Consider the following 14,372-nt stretch of genomic DNA (forward strand, 5'->3'; position numbering starts at 1 on the left):
TCGCGTGCCGCCGCATTATCGAAAATTCTCATGTGGTCCCGCTTTCAGCGCACGTCAGCATAGGCCGACATAATGTTGAAATAACATTGTCTGCACTTCGCCCCGAAACGCGGATGGTCAGGCCCGTCTCAGCCGGATCGCTGGGCACCAGCGCTGCATTCGAAGGATGCGCCCATCCGCCTCAGCGAGCGCGCGCTTCATTGCGGCGGGGCCGAACTTCATCTCGACAGTGGGCACGGAGCGACTCCAATGGATATGCCATACGAAAGAAGGACCGAGCCATACCAAGAGGCTCGAAAATTCGCGACGACGTGAATTGTCGGAACGACAGGCCCGACACGTTGGCAATCACGCGGGCAAGGAGCGTATAGCCGGTATTGCAATACATGAAGCGAGTGCCGGGGAGGAAATTCAGCGACGTTTGCTGTCTCACGACGTGGAGAACGTCGGCATCGCTGATGAGGTCTTTCGAGTATCGCCAGCCTGAGAAGCCTAGAAGCTCCCATTGGTCACGGAGGCCGCTCGTGTGATGCAGCAGATGGTCGAGTGTTATGCGCTCTCCAAAGTCTGGCACCTCGGGAACGAGCGACCGAACGTCATCTTCGAGTGTTAGCTTGCCCTCCTGCGCTAGAAGGTAGACCGCCATTGCGGTGAACTGCTTCGAGACTGAAGCGGCATGGAAAACGGTCGACGTCTCGACTGGAATGCTATGGTTGAGATCGGCCGCACCATAGCCTCCTTGGAAGAGGACAGCTCCGCTTCGGACGACAACCGCAGCCACTCCCGGAACATTCGGACGTGACCACTCCGCGAAGAGTTCATCGAACTGGCTGGTCATGCGACCCTCCTGCGTTTCAGCGGCGGAGACGGCATCTGCTGCTTTCGGCTAGCCAAGCGGACCCTTGCTTCGTCTTGAATGGGGCCGACAGCCCTCCGTCCGCTGATGGGAAGCAACAATGGCAAAGCTGAATCAACGGCAAAACGTCTTGACGTCGTAGTGATGGCTTTCCAATGGTTCACCATGACTCTACCCAACGATCTTGCCGATTGTCTCGTCCTCAACACAGTCGCCAGCGCGCGTTCGCTCCTCAAGCGGTGGGATGCAAAGCTCAAGCCATACGGCGTGACGGTTCAGCAGTTCTTTCTCCTGGCGGCCATCCGGTTCCTGCCGGAGCAGCCGGTCATGACCTTGGCCGAGAGCATTGCTCTCGACCGGACCAGCCTGACGCGCAATCTCGATCTCCTTGAGAAGAAGGGGCTTGTCCAACGCATTCCGGGTTTGGCCAGGAGCCGGCGGGTCTGTGAACTGACATCAGCGGGCGGCCTCCTTCTCAACCAGCTTCTGGCGGCATGGCCGGAAGCACGCATGAGCTCCTTGGAAGGCATCTCGGAAGAGGAGGCGGAGATTTATCTGCGCGTCGTGCGGCGCCTGGCTACGCAGTGACGAAGCGACCTTATTGCGTCTAACTCATAGTGTGTATATGCACGCCTCGAGTTAGGAACGGGATGCCGGTGATGTCGATACCGATCGTTGTAACAGGCCTCGGGGCTGTGTCCCCGTTGGGTGCCGGAGTTGATACAAATTGGCGTCGGCTGATCGAAGGGCGAAGCGGCGTCGTCATCAATACCCGTTTCGACACGACCGATTGGAGGTGTCGGGTCGCCGGGCTCGTCCCCGCGATCATGGAGGATGCAGAGGGCTTCGACCCGGAGCGTAGCATGGATGCTCGCGACAGACGCCGGAGCGACCTCTTCATCCAATACGCCATGGCGGCGGCCGTCGAGGCGTTGGATCACGCCGGTTGGCGGCCGACAAAGCCTGAGGACCAGGCGCGCACGGCGACCCTGATCGGCACGGGGGTGGGAGGCGTACCCGCGATCACCGACGCGAGCGAGATGGTGCGAGCGGGTGGCGTTCGCCGGCTTTCCCCCTTCGTTGTTCCCTCGTTCCTCCCCAATCTTGCGGCCGGTCAAGTGTCGATCCGATTCGGTTTCAATGGACCTGCGGGCTCTCCGACGACGGCCTGCGCCGCCTCCGCCCAGGCGATCGGTGATGCAATGCGCCTGATCCGGTCAGGCGAGGCCGATATCGCGCTCTGCGGTGGCACGGAAGGTTGCGTGGATCCGGTCGCTATCGGCGGGTTTACCGCGGCCAAGGCGCTGTCCTTCGGCTTCAACGACGAGCCGCAGCGCGCGTCTCGCCCCTTCGATGCGGACCATGAGGGGTTCGTCTTGTCGGAAGGCGCGGCAATGCTGGTGATCGAACGGCTCGACCATGCAGAGCGCCGCGGAGCTCAACCGCTGGCGTTCCTGTCGGGCTACGGCACCACGACCGACGCCCACCACGTAACCGCCGGCTGGCCGGATGGCCGCGAGGCAGCCCGTGCGATGGAAATTGCGATCGGAATGGCGGGGCTGACGGCCGAGGACATAGGTTACGTCAACGCGCACGCCACATCGACCCCTGTAGGCGATGCGGCGGAATTGGCCGCGCTGCGTCGCGTCTTCGGACCCGCTGGGGGCGGTACGCCGATCGGTTCCACGAAGTCGGCGACGGGTCACATGCTGGGCGCAGCGGGGGCGATCGAAGCGGTGTTCTCGGTTCTTGCAATCCGGAATGGGACCTTGCCGCCGAGCCTGAACATCGATCGCCCGATGCCGGAAGCCGATGAGTTCGACCTGCTTTCGAATGGCGCACGTTGCTCGGCAGTAGATCACGTCCTTTCCAACGCCTTCGGCTTCGGTGGCGTGAACGCCGCGTTGGTGTTCAGTCGGTTCAACTAGGGCTGCGAGAAAAGAGGGGCGAAGGCCATCTCGCCCGAAATGAGCTTCGCGGACTTGATGCCCGCTCTCAAGCGACGGGCAATGACAGGTGACTCTCGCGAAGGGTGGATCGCGATCCGGCAGCTTTAGAGTTGAGGCTGGTCAAAAGAAGCCAGCCAGTCGGCATCTCCCCCTTATGCCCGATGGCCGACTGCAATGGCGGGCGGGAACTCCATTGGCAATGTAGTCGATCAGCGCTCGAACTGCCGGTGACGGGTCCCGCCGTGTCGTGACAACCGACGCCCATACCGTCTCGATTTTCACCGCCTCTGTTGAAATTGACAGCATGTTGCTATATCGGCAGCTTGTTGCGAAGATGGGAGGCATGCAGATGTTCGATGGCATTTGAACCCAAGCCCCATCAGGTCCTGACCGATCTCATCCTGGAGGTGTTCCGACTGAACGGGGCGCTGTTGGCGACCGGCGATGACCTCGTTAGAGACCTTGGTCTGACCAGCGCGCGCTGGCAGGTGCTGGGAGCCGTCGCGTCATCCGCGGTGGCGATGCCGGTCGCCCATCTCGCGCGGAACATGCGCCTGACACGACAGGCCGTTCAGCGTGTTGTCGACGACCTGGTCGGCGTCGGCTTCGTTCGTCTCGAAGACAACCCGCATCACCGACGCGCCAAGCTCGTGTCGCTGACGGAGCAAGGCGAAAGTCTCTACGACCAGGCCATGGCCCGCCAGAGGGGATGGGCCGAAGCGGTGCTGGACGGATTGTCGCTCACGGCGCTCGGCGACGCCACCGACGCCCTGCGGGAAGTACGGCGTCGCCTCGACGAACAACAACCCAACTGTGACGGACAGTGAGTGGAACCATGACGGAAGCTTCCATGGGCAAGACGGACCCGGCCATTCTGGCGACCATGCGGCCCGCCCACCAAGGGCTGCGCGTGCCCGACCGGGAGGCTGCAATCGCATGGTATTGCGACAAGCTTGCCATGAGGGTGACGCGTGCATTCACGCTAGGTCCGTTGACCTTTACGGAGCTGGAGTTCGCGAGCGGGGGCGAGTTCAAGTTGGAACTGGCTTCAGGCGGCGGCGAAGACGATCGCCCTGACGGCGAAGGACTCATGGAGAGCTTCGCCCGCCACGGGTGGCATCATTTTGCCCTCTGGGTAGACGACGTGGACGAGACGGTGAGCGTCCTTCGCAACCGGAATGTGCGGATCACCCTTGATCCCACCGACAACCAGGACTGGAAAGTGCGGGTCGCCTTCTTCAGCGATCCGTGGGGCAACGTCACCGAGCTGCTGCAACCGATCTGACGCGACAGCATCCCGCATGGCTTTTCGGCCGGCGTCATCCGGCCGCCGGGCAGCAGAGGACCAAGCGATGGTGCGATCGGTAGCTTGAGAACCTGACACCAACTGCGCCAGCCATCGCAGCCGTAGGTGAGCCGCTGCATCGTCCGCTTGCGAACGGGACCGACGGCCAATCGGATCGGGCCGGAAGGGTCGAAACTCGCCTAATCTTTCCATTCTGATCGTGGAGCTCCTGATCGACCTCGTGCGGGCAGATCCGGCAATGCGATTGTCGGCAGGCGAAACGTCGTAACCTGTTCTGAGGTGCCTACGTGAACGGCTGCTTTTAGGAGGCGGAAAAACCCGGCCGGTTTCAACGGACGGATTTCCTGAGAAAATCGAGAAGGCGCGGATCGGCGCCATAGGCGACGTTGACGCGGATCGCGGCACGGGCATGGGCCGACCGGTTCGGTGAAAAGATCGATCCGGGCGCCAAGAAGATGCTTTCCTGGGCTGCCGCCTGACACAGCGCGTTCTCGTCGATGCCCTCCGCGAATTCGGCCCAAAGATAGAAACCGGGGACCTTGCACGGGCGAACCGTCAGGCCGATGGTTTCCAGTTCGTCCGTTACCAGCTGGTTGGCGCTTTCGACGCGAGACCGCAAACGCCTCAGATGGCGCAGATATTGTCCGCCCTGGATGAGGTTGAAGACGAAGCGCTCGACATAGCCCGAGGTCGCGACGCCGGTCAGCATCTTGATGTCCGTCAGCGGTTGGACGAGCGAGGGATGTCCCGCCAGGAAGCCGCATCGCAGGCTCGCGGACAGCGTCTTCGAGAAGGTCCCGACATAGATCACCCTGTTGAGCTGATCGAGGGCGGCCAGGCGCGTCATCGCCGGCGGCACGATGTCCGCAAACGCATCGTTCTCGACCACCAGCGTTCCCCACTGTTCCGTGGCCTGGAGGATGCCGAACGCCACGGGTGGAGACAGCGATCCGCCGGTCGGATTGTGCGCCTGCGACTGCGTGAAGAAGAGCTTGGGGCGCGTGGTAGCGAGCTTTTGCCTGAGATCGTCGAGGTCCGGCCCGTCCTGCGTCCGGTTCACGCCGATCATCCTGACCTTCGCCAGCGCCAGTTTTGCGAACAGCGGATAGTAGCCCGGATCGTCCACGAGCACCGTATCGCCGGGCTCGAGCAGATGCCGGATGATCAGGTCGTGCGCATGGTTGGCGCCGTGCGTCAGCAACACCCCGTCAGGGGCGGCGGCGATCGAGCGCTCCATCAGCATCAGGCGAAGGCGTTCGCGCAGCGGCGCAAAGCCCCGAACGCTGCCGTAGCCGAAATCGTCGGCGTCGGGTCCGGTGGCCCGCAATCCCGAAAAATGACGCCGCAGCTCCGATCCTTCCATCCATGACGCCGGGGGCCGCCCGTCGCCCGGCCGCACCTCGTAATGACGGTCGAGCTGCTCGCGCAGCAGGGAGACGCGATCGATGGCGGCTGCCAGATGCGGGGAGGCGGTGCTTGCCTGTGGCAAGTCACGTCGAGACACGTAGTAGCCCGATCCAGGTCGCGCCTGCAGCAGCCCCTGGGCCACGAGCTGGTCGTAGGCCTCGGCCATGGTGTTCTTGGAGACGCCGTGGGCCTGCGCAGCTCGCCGCACCGACGGCAACCGCTCGCCGATCTTGTAGGCACCTTGCAGCAGATTCGCGGATACGGTTTCGACGATGGCCGCAACCCGCGTGCGCTCAAGCGCCATGCAAACCGTCCCCCCTTACTGGATGGGACAGTACTGGTCGAAACACCCGTAATTGTCCCTTGATTGTCCCGGATATTCTAGGACAATTCCACCAAGCATCCAAGTTCGAGATGTGCAGGGAGGAAGAATGGATCGGCCGACGGACGCCCCTCGGCAGGCGGTGAACTCACGCCTGGAAGGCTATCGCAACAAGACGCCCGAGCAACGCCTCGCGATGTTGGCTGAGGCGACGGGCCTCGGCGACAGCGACGTCGCGATCTTCGGCCAGTCCGGCGCTCTCGACCCGGTCCGCGCGAATGGCATGATCGAGAACGTCATCGGCACGTTCCAGCTGCCGCTCGGCATCGCCACGAACTTCACCATCAACGGTCGCGACTATCTGGTGCCGATGGTGGTCGAGGAACCCTCGGTCGTTGCAGCTGCCTCCTACATGGCACGGATCGCCCGCGACAATGGCGGCTTCCAGACATCGTCGACGGCGCCCGTCATGCGCGCGCAGGTCCAGCTCGTCGGAATTACCGACCCGCACGGCGCCCGGTCGAAGCTGCTTGCGGCGCGCGAGCAGATCCTCGCCATCGCCAACAGCCGGGACGCGCTGCTGATTAAGCTCGGCGGCGGCTGCAAGGACATCGAGGTGCACGTCTTCCCGCAGACGGCGCGTGGCCCGATGGTCGTCCTGCATCTGCTCGTCGACGTCCGCGACGCGATGGGAGCCAACGCCGTGAACACCATGGCCGAGGCGGTGGCGCCGACGGTCGCGGAACTGACAGGCGGCACCGTGCGCCTGCGCATCCTGTCGAACCTGGCGGACCAGCGACTGGCCCGCGCCCGCGTTCGCGTTCCGGAACAGGCGCTGGCCACCAAGGAGTTCTCCGGGCGCCGCATGATCGACGGCATACTGGAAGCCTACGAACTCGCGGTGATCGACCCCTACCGGGCGGCGACCCACAACAAGGGGATCATGAACGGCATTGATCCGGTGATCGTGGCGACGGGCAACGACTGGCGGGCGATCGAGGCGGGCGCGCACGCCTATGCCGCGCGCAGCGGTTCCTATACCTCGCTGTCGACCTGGGAAGTCGACAGCGCGGGGGCTCTCGTCGGGACCATCGAAATGCCGATGGCGGTGGGCCTCGTCGGCGGCGCGACCAAGACGCACCCGGCGGCCCAGGCCGCCTTGCGGGTCCTCGGCGTCAAGACCGCGCAGGAGCTGGCGGAAGTCACCGTGGCCGTCGGTCTCGCCCAGAACATGGCGGCGCTGAGGGCGCTCGCCACCGAAGGTATCCAGCGAGGCCACATGGCGCTTCACGCCCGCAACATCGCGATCGTCGCCGGCGCCCTCGGCGAAGAGGTGGAGACGATCGCAGCCGAGCTGGTGAAGGCGGGAGATGTGCGCACCGATCGGGCGCAGACGCTTCTGGCACAGCTGCGCGGGGAGTGACGGATCGCTCTGGCGGCCGAAGAAACGCGTGAAAACAAAAGAGGAGGAATGACATGTCTTGGAATCCGAACCGCCGGTCGGTGCTGTGCCTTTCGGCCGCCGCCGTGTCCCTTGCCGTGCTGGCGCAGCCGGCTTCGGCCCAGGAGGAGAAGGTCTCGTGGCGCATGCAGGCGCTGTGGGACGGCGGGACGACGCCGCAGAAATACGAGCAGATGTACGTTGATCGGGTCGCCGAGCTGACGGACGGGAATTTCGAGATCGAGCTGTTTTCCGCTGGCCAGATCGTGCCGCCGGCCCAGGCATTCGACGCGGTGCGCGGCGGCGCGTTCCAACTGATGAAGACCTTCGATGGCTATGAGGCCGGAAAGATCCCGGCGCTGGCTTTCACCGCCACCATCCCCTTCGGCTATCCCGAAGCGCAGCAATATGCCGACTGGTTCTACGAGCGCGGCGGGCTGGAGATGGCCCGGGAGGCCTATGCCCCGGCCGGCCTGCAGTATATCGCCCCGACCTTCTACGACCAGGAGCCCATCCACTCGAAGGTCCGGATCGAGACGATTGCCGATCTCGCGGGCAAGAAGGGTCGCTTCGTTGGTCTCGCCTCCGGCGTTATGAGCAAGTTCGGAGTCGCGGTTTCGCCGCTGCCGACCAGCGAGGTCTACTCGGCACTCGACAAGGGCCTGATCGATCTCGCCGACCGCGGCGACCTGCAGGCCAATCTCGATGCCGGCCTCGGCGAGGTCGCCGAATACATCATCCTGCCGGGGGTCCACCAGCCGACGACCGCGACCTCCTACGTCGCCAACAAAGCGGCCTACGACCAGTTGCCCGAGAGCTACAAGGAAGCCCTGGCGACGGCCGCCAAGGACGTGTCGGCCGCCTATCAGGCGGCGAAGGCCAAGAGCGACACCACCGCCCTCGAGGCATTCGAGAAGCAGGGAGTCGAGGTCATCACCCTGGACGAGGCTGACATCAAGGCGGCTCGGCTGGTGGCGGCCGAGGCCTGGCGCGAGGCGACCAAAGGCGACGAACTCGCCACCCGAATCCTCGATTCGCAGATCGAGCAGATGCGTGAGCTCGGACTGATCGAGTAGACCGTCCGCGACAAGCGTCGACGGCCCGCCTCGTGCCGGCCGTCGACGACGCTCAAGGAGGGAGCCCTATGCCCAGTATCGTGGATGGTTTCGTGCGGTCCGTCACCGCGGTCAATCGATGGCTGTTCAATGCGGTGAGCCTGCTGTTGTTGCTGATCGTTCCGGTCATGCTGTATGCGGTCGTCGCGCGCTACGGCTTCAACGCGCCGTCCGACTGGGGACTTGAGCTCGCCACGCTGCTGTTCGGACCGTATTTCCTGCTGGGCGGCCCGTATCTGCTCCACACCGGCGGCCACGTGAATCTGGACCTACTGCGGCAGGCGGCATCGCCGCGGGTCAACCGGGTCTTCGACCTCCTGAACTATCCGGTCATCGCCGCCTTCGCGATCATCCTTCTCTATTATGCCTGGCCCTTCGCCGTGCAGTCCTACGGTCTGGGCGAGACGTCCTACACATCGTGGAACCCGGTGATCTGGCCGATCAAGTTCGTGATCCCGATCGCATTGGTCCTTTTGTTCCTGCAGGCCGCAGCAGAGTGGCTGCGGCTGTTCTTCCACGACGTGACGCCGCCAGCCGATGAAGGCACGAAAGACGGCCTATGAGCTCCACCGGCATCCTCATCTTCATGTTCGCCGGCCTCACCGTCTTTCTCCTGACGGGACTGCCGGTCGCCTTCGTCCTCGGCGGCCTGTCGGTGTTGTTCACCGTGCTGTTCTGGGACGCCAACGCCCTGATCATCCTGGTCCTGCAGATCTTCGACACGATGCGCTCGGAGGCACTGCTGGCGATTCCGCTCTACATCTTCATGGCGGTGATCCTGCAGAAATCCGGGATCATCGAGGATCTCTACCGGGCAATGGAACTCTGGTTCGGCCGCATCCGCGGCGGGCTGGCGATCGGAACCGTAGTCATCTGTGTCGTCATGGCCGCGATGACCGGCGTCGTCGGCGCCGCCGTGACCGCGATGGGGATCCTGGCGCTGCCGGAAATGATGCGCCGGGGCTACGACGCCCGGCTGGCGACGGGCACGATCTGCGCCGCCGGCACGCTGGGCATCCTCATCCCGCCGTCGGTCCTGACGATCGTCTATTCGGTGACGGCGCAGGTCTCGATCGGGAAGATGCTGATCGCCGGCATCGTGCCGGGCGTCCTGCTGGCCAGTCTTTACATTCTCTACATCGTCGTCATCTCGTGGCTTCGGCCGGAACTCGTCCCCGACGTTTCCGATGCGCCGCGGGCGAGCCTTGCCGACAAGCTCCGCTCGCTGAAGACGCTCGTCCTGCCCTCGCTGATCATCGTCATGGTGCTCGGGTCGATCTTCTTCGGCATCGCCACGCCCACCGAAGCGGCGGCCGTGGGTGTCTTCGGCGCGGCCCTGGCCGCGGCCACCCGCCGGCATCTGACATGGCCGACATTGACGCAGAGCTGCCTCGTGACGCTGAAGGCCACCGCGATGATCATGTGGATCACGATCGGCGCGAAGGCCTATGTCGCTATCTTTACCGGGCTCGGCGGCGCCGACGCTCTGCTCGGCGCGATCGAGCAGTTGAGGGTCAGCCCGTATCTGGTTCTCGCGGTGATGATGCTGATCCTGATCTTTCTCGGCACCGTGCTCGACGAGATCGGCATCATCCTGCTCACCGTTCCCGTGTTTCTTCCCGTCGTCCGCTTCCTCGGTTTCGACGAGATCTGGTTCGGCGTCCTCTACGCGCTGACGATTCAGATGGGCTACATCAGTCCGCCCTTCGGCTACACGCTTTTCTACATCAAGAGCACGCTGCCGAAGGAGGTCGGCATGGGGATGGTCTATCGCGGCATCGTGCCGTTCTTTCTTCTCCAGCTCGCCGGGCTCCTGATCTGCGTGGCGTTTCCCGGGCTTACGACGTTCCTGCCGGCGCTGATGTCGCGTTGATCGCTCGGCGTCGGCGCCGAACGGGCGCGGCTGAAGCGACGTGCGATCGCGCTGCGGATGCGGCTCGAGGGGGGTGCTGGCGGATGACGATCCGGCTTTGCGAAATAGGAAACCAGCAAAAGAGGAGGAAACGAACATGGGTGGAATACGGATCGGAAAAATGGCGCTGGCGGCGCTTCTCCTGACGAGCGTGTGTGCAGTGGCGCAGGAAAGCGACCGGGTCCTGCCTTCGCTGGACCTGCCAGATGCCCTGCGAAGCGCGGTGCCGCTACCGGTCAGCGAGGCGGATCTGCCGACAGTCGAGGCCGTCGAATACTTCAAGGTCTCGGACCAGCCACTCCAGCTCGAATGCCCTGTCTTCGAGCCAAGCGGCGATCTTCTGTTCTGTGAAGTCTTCGGCGGCCGCGTCTACCGGCTGACGCCCGACAAGAAACTGTCCACCGTCCTCGGAGAAAACGAACTGCGGCCCGCCGGCCTCGAGGTCCACAAGAACGGCCGCATCTACATGGCCGAACTCGGCGACTTCGCGGCACAGGGGTCGGTGGTTTCCATGGACGCCGACGGGACGAATATCGAGGAAATCGTGCCCCGCTCAAGCGGCTTCCTCGCCGACGATCTCGTCTTCGACAAGCAGGGTGGATTCTACTTCACCGATTTCAAAGGCGGGTCCAGCCGTCCCGACGGCGGGGTCTACTATGTCGGCCCGGATGGCGGCGATCCCGTTTCCATCCTGCCCAACCTGCGGATCGCGAACGGCATCGGCCTCAGCGCTGACGGCAAGACGCTCTGGGTCACCGAATTGGCCGGCGGCAAGCTGCACAGGGTGTCGCTCAGCGACGCCACGACCGTCGCCCCGTTCGGCGATGTGATCACCTACACCTTTACCGGCGCCGGACCCGACTCGCTGCGGCTCGATGCCGACGGAAACGTCTATGTTGCCATGTATGGCCAGGCGCGTGTCCTGGTCTTCAATCCGCTCGGCCTGCCGATCGGACAGTATCTGCTGCCGGGGCGGGACGAAGGCCACAATCTGCGCTCGACCTCGATGGCCATCCGGCCGGGAACCGACGAGATGCTGATATTGACCAACGACTGGGACAAGGGACGCGGCTCGACGATTTTTGCCGTCCGAGCCTTGGCCAAGGCGGCGCCAACCTTCGCGATCGACGAGTAGGAGAGACATCTTGGAGGCGGGAGGTCCACTCAGCTCGTCGCGTGCTGAGTGGATCTCGGGAATGAAATTCAAGGCTCATCTCGGAATTTCGGAACTCTTTGCGTTTCAAGAGCAGTCTCTCTGTAGGCGCAACGGTGTTTTCATCTGCATCGCTCGCAGGGCGCGATGTCATGCCGTTCGACGATGGAGCTTCGAACGCGCCGCGACGTCTCGTAGGTGCCTTTGCTCTCGATCTGCTGCAGAAGTTCTAGCCCGTCGACCTCCTGAAGCGGCGCCAGGCGTGGATCGACGAACAGCTCGATTGCCCCCAACTCTCGCGGATGTCTCGCATTGTCTCCGGAAAACGTTGGACGCTAAGCCTTTGCGGTGCAGTGCAGAGCTTGCGGATATCCTTCAGGACTTAGCTGGTCGCTGCTGCAGGGGTGATTGGTGCCAGGGACAGAGTCGCTTTTTCGAGTTACCTTATTGTTTTTATTGATGGAAAGATCCATCTAAACGTACCATACCCCCAGATCTACCCCTTAATGCTCTAGCAGCATGAGAGCATTTCAGAGCACCATTCATCGTGCGGCTACATTCCCGGAGTAGTCACCAGCAGACAAAGCCGCCATCGACGATGAGATCATGTCCCGTCACGAAGGAGGCAGCGCCGCTGGAAAGGAAGATCGCCGGGCCGACCATCTCACGCACGTCGGCCATTCGGCCCAGAGGCGTCGTCTCCTCGAAGATTCGGCGCTGCTCGGCAACTTCTGGCCGCAGGTTCATCGGCGTCAGCGTGTACCCCGGACTGATGGCGTTGACGCGGATGCCGCGCTCCGCCCATTCCATGGCGAGGCTTCGGGAGAGGTGGATCACACCAGCCTTCGACGTGTTGTAGTGCGCCTGCAATAGCCCGCGGTTGACGATCGAGCCCGACATGGAGGCGATGTTGACGATGGAGCCGCGCCCGCGCGGCAGCATCACGCGCGCTTCTGCCTGCGCCGAAAGGAACAGGCCCGTCAAATTGATGTCGAGCATGTTTCGCCATTGCTCTTCGGACATGTCTTCGGCGGCAGTCGCATTGGCGATGCCCGCTGCGTTCACCGCGACCGACAGAGGCCCCAGCTCGGCCTCCAGGCGGGCCACCGCCTCGGCGAGAGCGCTCGCGTCACGGACATCGGCCTCCAGCACGATACAGCGGCGGCCGTGCTGCTCGATGCCATGTGAGGAAGCGGCGAAGCCGTCGCTGCCGGGACGGTCGAGGCAGGCGACGTTCGCTCCCGCCTCGGCAAGGCCGATGGCAATTGCCTGGCCGATGCCGGAAGCGGCGCCTGTCACGATGGCAGTCTCGCCGGAAAGATCGAAGAGCGTCATAAAGCTGGTTCCCGTCCGGGTGAGGTGGCGATCAGTGGGTCGCGCGCTCCATGATCGCGACATGGGTTGCGTGCTCGCGATCAAGGATGCCGCGGTTGCGGCCGCGCGACAGGACGAGCACGCGGTGCGACAGGCCGATGACCTCGTCGAGGTCGGATGACACGAGGATCACCGCCATGCCGGATTTCGCCAGCGAAACGATCGCCTCATAGATCTGCGCCCGCGCGCCGACGTCGACGCCTCGTGTTGGCTCGTCCATGATGAAGAGCTTGGGGTTGCGGGCCAGCCATTTGGCGATCACCACCTTCTGCTGGTTTCCGCCTGACAGGCGCATGGCGAGTTGATCGGGCCTGCCCTTCACGCCCATCGCCGCGATCGCCTTTTCGGCGAGGGCGCGCGTGCGCGCAGGCCGGACCCAGCCGCTCTTCCCGATCAGATCGAAATTGCCGACCGCGACGTTCTCCTCGATGCTCTTCTGGAGAAGCAACGCTTGGCCCTTCCGGTCCTCCGGAACAAGCACTATCCCCATGTCCAAGGCTTCTCGTGGACTGCCGGGCCGCGCCACCCTGCCGTCCAGTGTCATCGTCCCGCCCTTCAGCCGGTCGGCGCCCGCAATGGCGCGGACCAGCTCTGTCCGCCCGGCACCGATGATGCCGGCAATGCCGAAGATTTCGCCGGCACGAACCGAGAGCGAGATGTCCTCGAATGCCCCCTCCGCCGAGGAGAAGTTGGCGATCGTCAACACGTCGCGGGGCTGTGGCGTGCCGAGGTCCGGAAACAGACGTTCCACGCTTCGCCCGACCATCTCCTCGACGAGTTGACGCACAGGCACCCGCGCCGTCTCGTGCAGCGCGACCAGATTGCCGTCACGCAGCACCGCGATGCGATCGGCGATCCTGCCGATTTCCTCGAGCCGGTGCGAGATGTAGACTGAGGCAACGCCTTCCTGCTTCAGCCGCTCGATCTGCGCGAACAGCCGATCTGTCTCATCGCCGCCAAGAGCGGCGGTCGGCTCGTCGAAGATCAACAGCCGCGCTTCGAGGGTCAGCGCCTTGGCGATCTCGACCTGCTGCTGGGCAGCCACTTTGAGGCTGCCGACAAGTGTCGTGGCCGGAACGTCGAGTCCCAGGCGGCGAAGCTGAATTTCCGCCCGACGGTTCATCTCCGTGCGGTCGAGGCGGCCGTTGCGCATGAGCAGTCGGCCGACGAAGACGTTCTCCGCGATGGAGAGATGGGGCAGGAGCTGCATCTCCTGATGAATGAGGCCAATCCCTTGTGACAGGGCGTCGGCTGGCGAGTGAGGCGCGAAAGGTTCTCCGCGCCAGCTCATGCTCCCCGACGTCGGCGGCACGATCCCGGCGATGATGGAGGAAAGGGTGGACTTGCCTGCTCCGTTCTCGCCGAGCACGGCGAGGCACTCGCCGGCCCGGATATCGAGATCGATGCCTTCGATGACGCGGATCGCGCCGTAGTTCTTCGAAATCCCGCGGAGAGAAAAATTCGCCGCAGACGCGTCATCATCGACGATGGCTGGTTGAGGTTTCAACGCGGCTCACCTCCCTCGGCGCGGTAGAGG

General features: G+C 63.7%; 13 protein-coding genes. 9 read left to right on the forward strand and 4 right to left on the reverse strand.

Going from position 1 to position 14,372, the window contains the following annotated elements; genetic code table 11:
• Positions 1-181 precede the first annotated feature (181 nt).
• Complete coding sequence (locus LXB15_RS02865) at positions 182-838, reverse strand: serine hydrolase (protein ID WP_233950787.1); 657 nt, start codon at positions 836-838, stop codon at positions 182-184.
• A 105-nt stretch (positions 839-943) separates the two neighbouring features.
• Here LXB15_RS02865 and LXB15_RS02870 point away from each other — a divergent pair, with 105 nt between their 5' ends.
• From LXB15_RS02870 to LXB15_RS02885, 4 genes are all read left to right on the forward strand, one after another.
• On the forward strand, positions 944-1,444 hold the full coding sequence (locus LXB15_RS02870) for a MarR family winged helix-turn-helix transcriptional regulator (protein ID WP_233950788.1): 501 nt from the start codon (positions 944-946) through the stop codon (positions 1,442-1,444).
• 71 nt (positions 1,445-1,515) lie between these two features.
• A complete protein-coding gene (gene fabF / locus LXB15_RS02875) occupies positions 1,516-2,784 on the forward strand; it encodes a beta-ketoacyl-ACP synthase II (RefSeq protein WP_233950789.1) in 1,269 nt (422 codons plus the stop codon).
• Positions 2,785-3,161: 377 nt separating this feature from the next.
• Positions 3,162-3,632 carry a MarR family winged helix-turn-helix transcriptional regulator gene (locus LXB15_RS02880; protein ID WP_233950790.1) on the forward strand — a complete coding sequence of 157 codons (471 nt, stop codon included), beginning with the start codon at positions 3,162-3,164 and terminating at the stop codon, positions 3,630-3,632.
• A gap of 23 nt (positions 3,633-3,655) precedes the next feature.
• Positions 3,656-4,090, forward strand: a complete 435-nt coding sequence (locus tag LXB15_RS02885) for a VOC family protein (protein WP_233950791.1) — start codon at positions 3,656-3,658, stop codon at positions 4,088-4,090.
• A gap of 349 nt (positions 4,091-4,439) precedes the next feature.
• Here the strand turns inward: LXB15_RS02885 and LXB15_RS02890 are convergent, their stop codons facing one another.
• Positions 4,440-5,822 carry a PLP-dependent aminotransferase family protein gene (locus LXB15_RS02890; protein ID WP_233950792.1) on the reverse strand — a complete coding sequence of 461 codons (1,383 nt, stop codon included), beginning with the start codon at positions 5,820-5,822 and terminating at the stop codon, positions 4,440-4,442.
• Between the two features lie 127 nt (positions 5,823-5,949).
• Between LXB15_RS02890 and LXB15_RS02895 the strand changes: the two genes are divergently transcribed.
• The 5 genes from LXB15_RS02895 to LXB15_RS02915 all read left to right on the forward strand — a co-directional run bounded on the left by LXB15_RS02895 (position 5,950) and on the right by LXB15_RS02915 (position 11,443).
• Positions 5,950-7,263, forward strand: coding sequence for a hydroxymethylglutaryl-CoA reductase, degradative (locus LXB15_RS02895; RefSeq protein WP_233950793.1), 1,314 nt, complete (start codon positions 5,950-5,952; stop codon positions 7,261-7,263).
• Between the two features lie 53 nt (positions 7,264-7,316).
• Positions 7,317-8,357: a TRAP transporter substrate-binding protein DctP gene (gene dctP, locus LXB15_RS02900; RefSeq protein WP_233950794.1), complete on the forward strand. Its 1,041-nt coding sequence runs from the start codon at positions 7,317-7,319 to the stop codon at positions 8,355-8,357.
• Between the two features lie 68 nt (positions 8,358-8,425).
• Positions 8,426-8,959: a TRAP transporter small permease subunit gene (locus LXB15_RS02905; protein WP_233950795.1), complete on the forward strand. Its 534-nt coding sequence runs from the start codon at positions 8,426-8,428 to the stop codon at positions 8,957-8,959.
• Positions 8,956-10,269, forward strand: a complete 1,314-nt coding sequence (locus LXB15_RS02910; RefSeq protein WP_233950796.1) for a TRAP transporter large permease subunit — start codon at positions 8,956-8,958, stop codon at positions 10,267-10,269. Before LXB15_RS02905 ends, LXB15_RS02910 begins: the two co-directional genes overlap by 4 nt.
• Before the next feature lie 160 nt (positions 10,270-10,429).
• Positions 10,430-11,443 (forward strand): SMP-30/gluconolactonase/LRE family protein, encoded by a 1,014-nt coding sequence (locus LXB15_RS02915; protein WP_233950797.1) that lies wholly within the window; start codon positions 10,430-10,432, stop codon positions 11,441-11,443.
• Positions 11,444-12,031: 588 nt separating this feature from the next.
• Here the strand turns inward: LXB15_RS02915 and LXB15_RS02920 are convergent.
• Together LXB15_RS02920 and LXB15_RS02925 are read right to left on the reverse strand one after the other, a co-directional pair.
• Complete coding sequence (locus LXB15_RS02920; RefSeq protein WP_233950798.1) at positions 12,032-12,796, reverse strand: SDR family oxidoreductase; 765 nt, start codon at positions 12,794-12,796, stop codon at positions 12,032-12,034.
• Between the two features lie 31 nt (positions 12,797-12,827).
• Complete coding sequence (locus LXB15_RS02925; RefSeq protein WP_233950799.1) at positions 12,828-14,342, reverse strand: sugar ABC transporter ATP-binding protein; 1,515 nt, start codon at positions 14,340-14,342, stop codon at positions 12,828-12,830.
• Positions 14,343-14,372 lie beyond the last annotated feature (30 nt).

The sequence above is a fragment of the Aurantimonas sp. HBX-1 genome (genome assembly GCF_021391535.1).
Taxonomy (GTDB): domain Bacteria; phylum Pseudomonadota; class Alphaproteobacteria; order Rhizobiales; family Rhizobiaceae; genus Aurantimonas.

Coding starts and splice junctions, on each gene's coding strand:
- LXB15_RS02865 (WP_233950787.1), bottom strand. CDS start 838: ATGACCAGCCAGTTCGATGAACTCTTCGCGGAGTGGTCACGTCCGAAT.
- LXB15_RS02870 (WP_233950788.1), top strand. CDS start 944: ATGGGAAGCAACAATGGCAAAGCTGAATCAACGGCAAAACGTCTTGAC.
- fabF (WP_233950789.1), top strand. CDS start 1,516: ATGTCGATACCGATCGTTGTAACAGGCCTCGGGGCTGTGTCCCCGTTG.
- LXB15_RS02880 (WP_233950790.1), top strand. CDS start 3,162: ATGGCATTTGAACCCAAGCCCCATCAGGTCCTGACCGATCTCATCCTG.
- LXB15_RS02885 (WP_233950791.1), top strand. CDS start 3,656: ATGGGCAAGACGGACCCGGCCATTCTGGCGACCATGCGGCCCGCCCAC.
- LXB15_RS02890 (WP_233950792.1), bottom strand. CDS start 5,822: ATGGCGCTTGAGCGCACGCGGGTTGCGGCCATCGTCGAAACCGTATCC.
- LXB15_RS02895 (WP_233950793.1), top strand. CDS start 5,950: ATGGATCGGCCGACGGACGCCCCTCGGCAGGCGGTGAACTCACGCCTG.
- dctP (WP_233950794.1), top strand. CDS start 7,317: ATGTCTTGGAATCCGAACCGCCGGTCGGTGCTGTGCCTTTCGGCCGCC.
- LXB15_RS02905 (WP_233950795.1), top strand. CDS start 8,426: ATGCCCAGTATCGTGGATGGTTTCGTGCGGTCCGTCACCGCGGTCAAT.
- LXB15_RS02910 (WP_233950796.1), top strand. CDS start 8,956: ATGAGCTCCACCGGCATCCTCATCTTCATGTTCGCCGGCCTCACCGTC.
- LXB15_RS02915 (WP_233950797.1), top strand. CDS start 10,430: ATGGCGCTGGCGGCGCTTCTCCTGACGAGCGTGTGTGCAGTGGCGCAG.
- LXB15_RS02920 (WP_233950798.1), bottom strand. CDS start 12,796: ATGACGCTCTTCGATCTTTCCGGCGAGACTGCCATCGTGACAGGCGCC.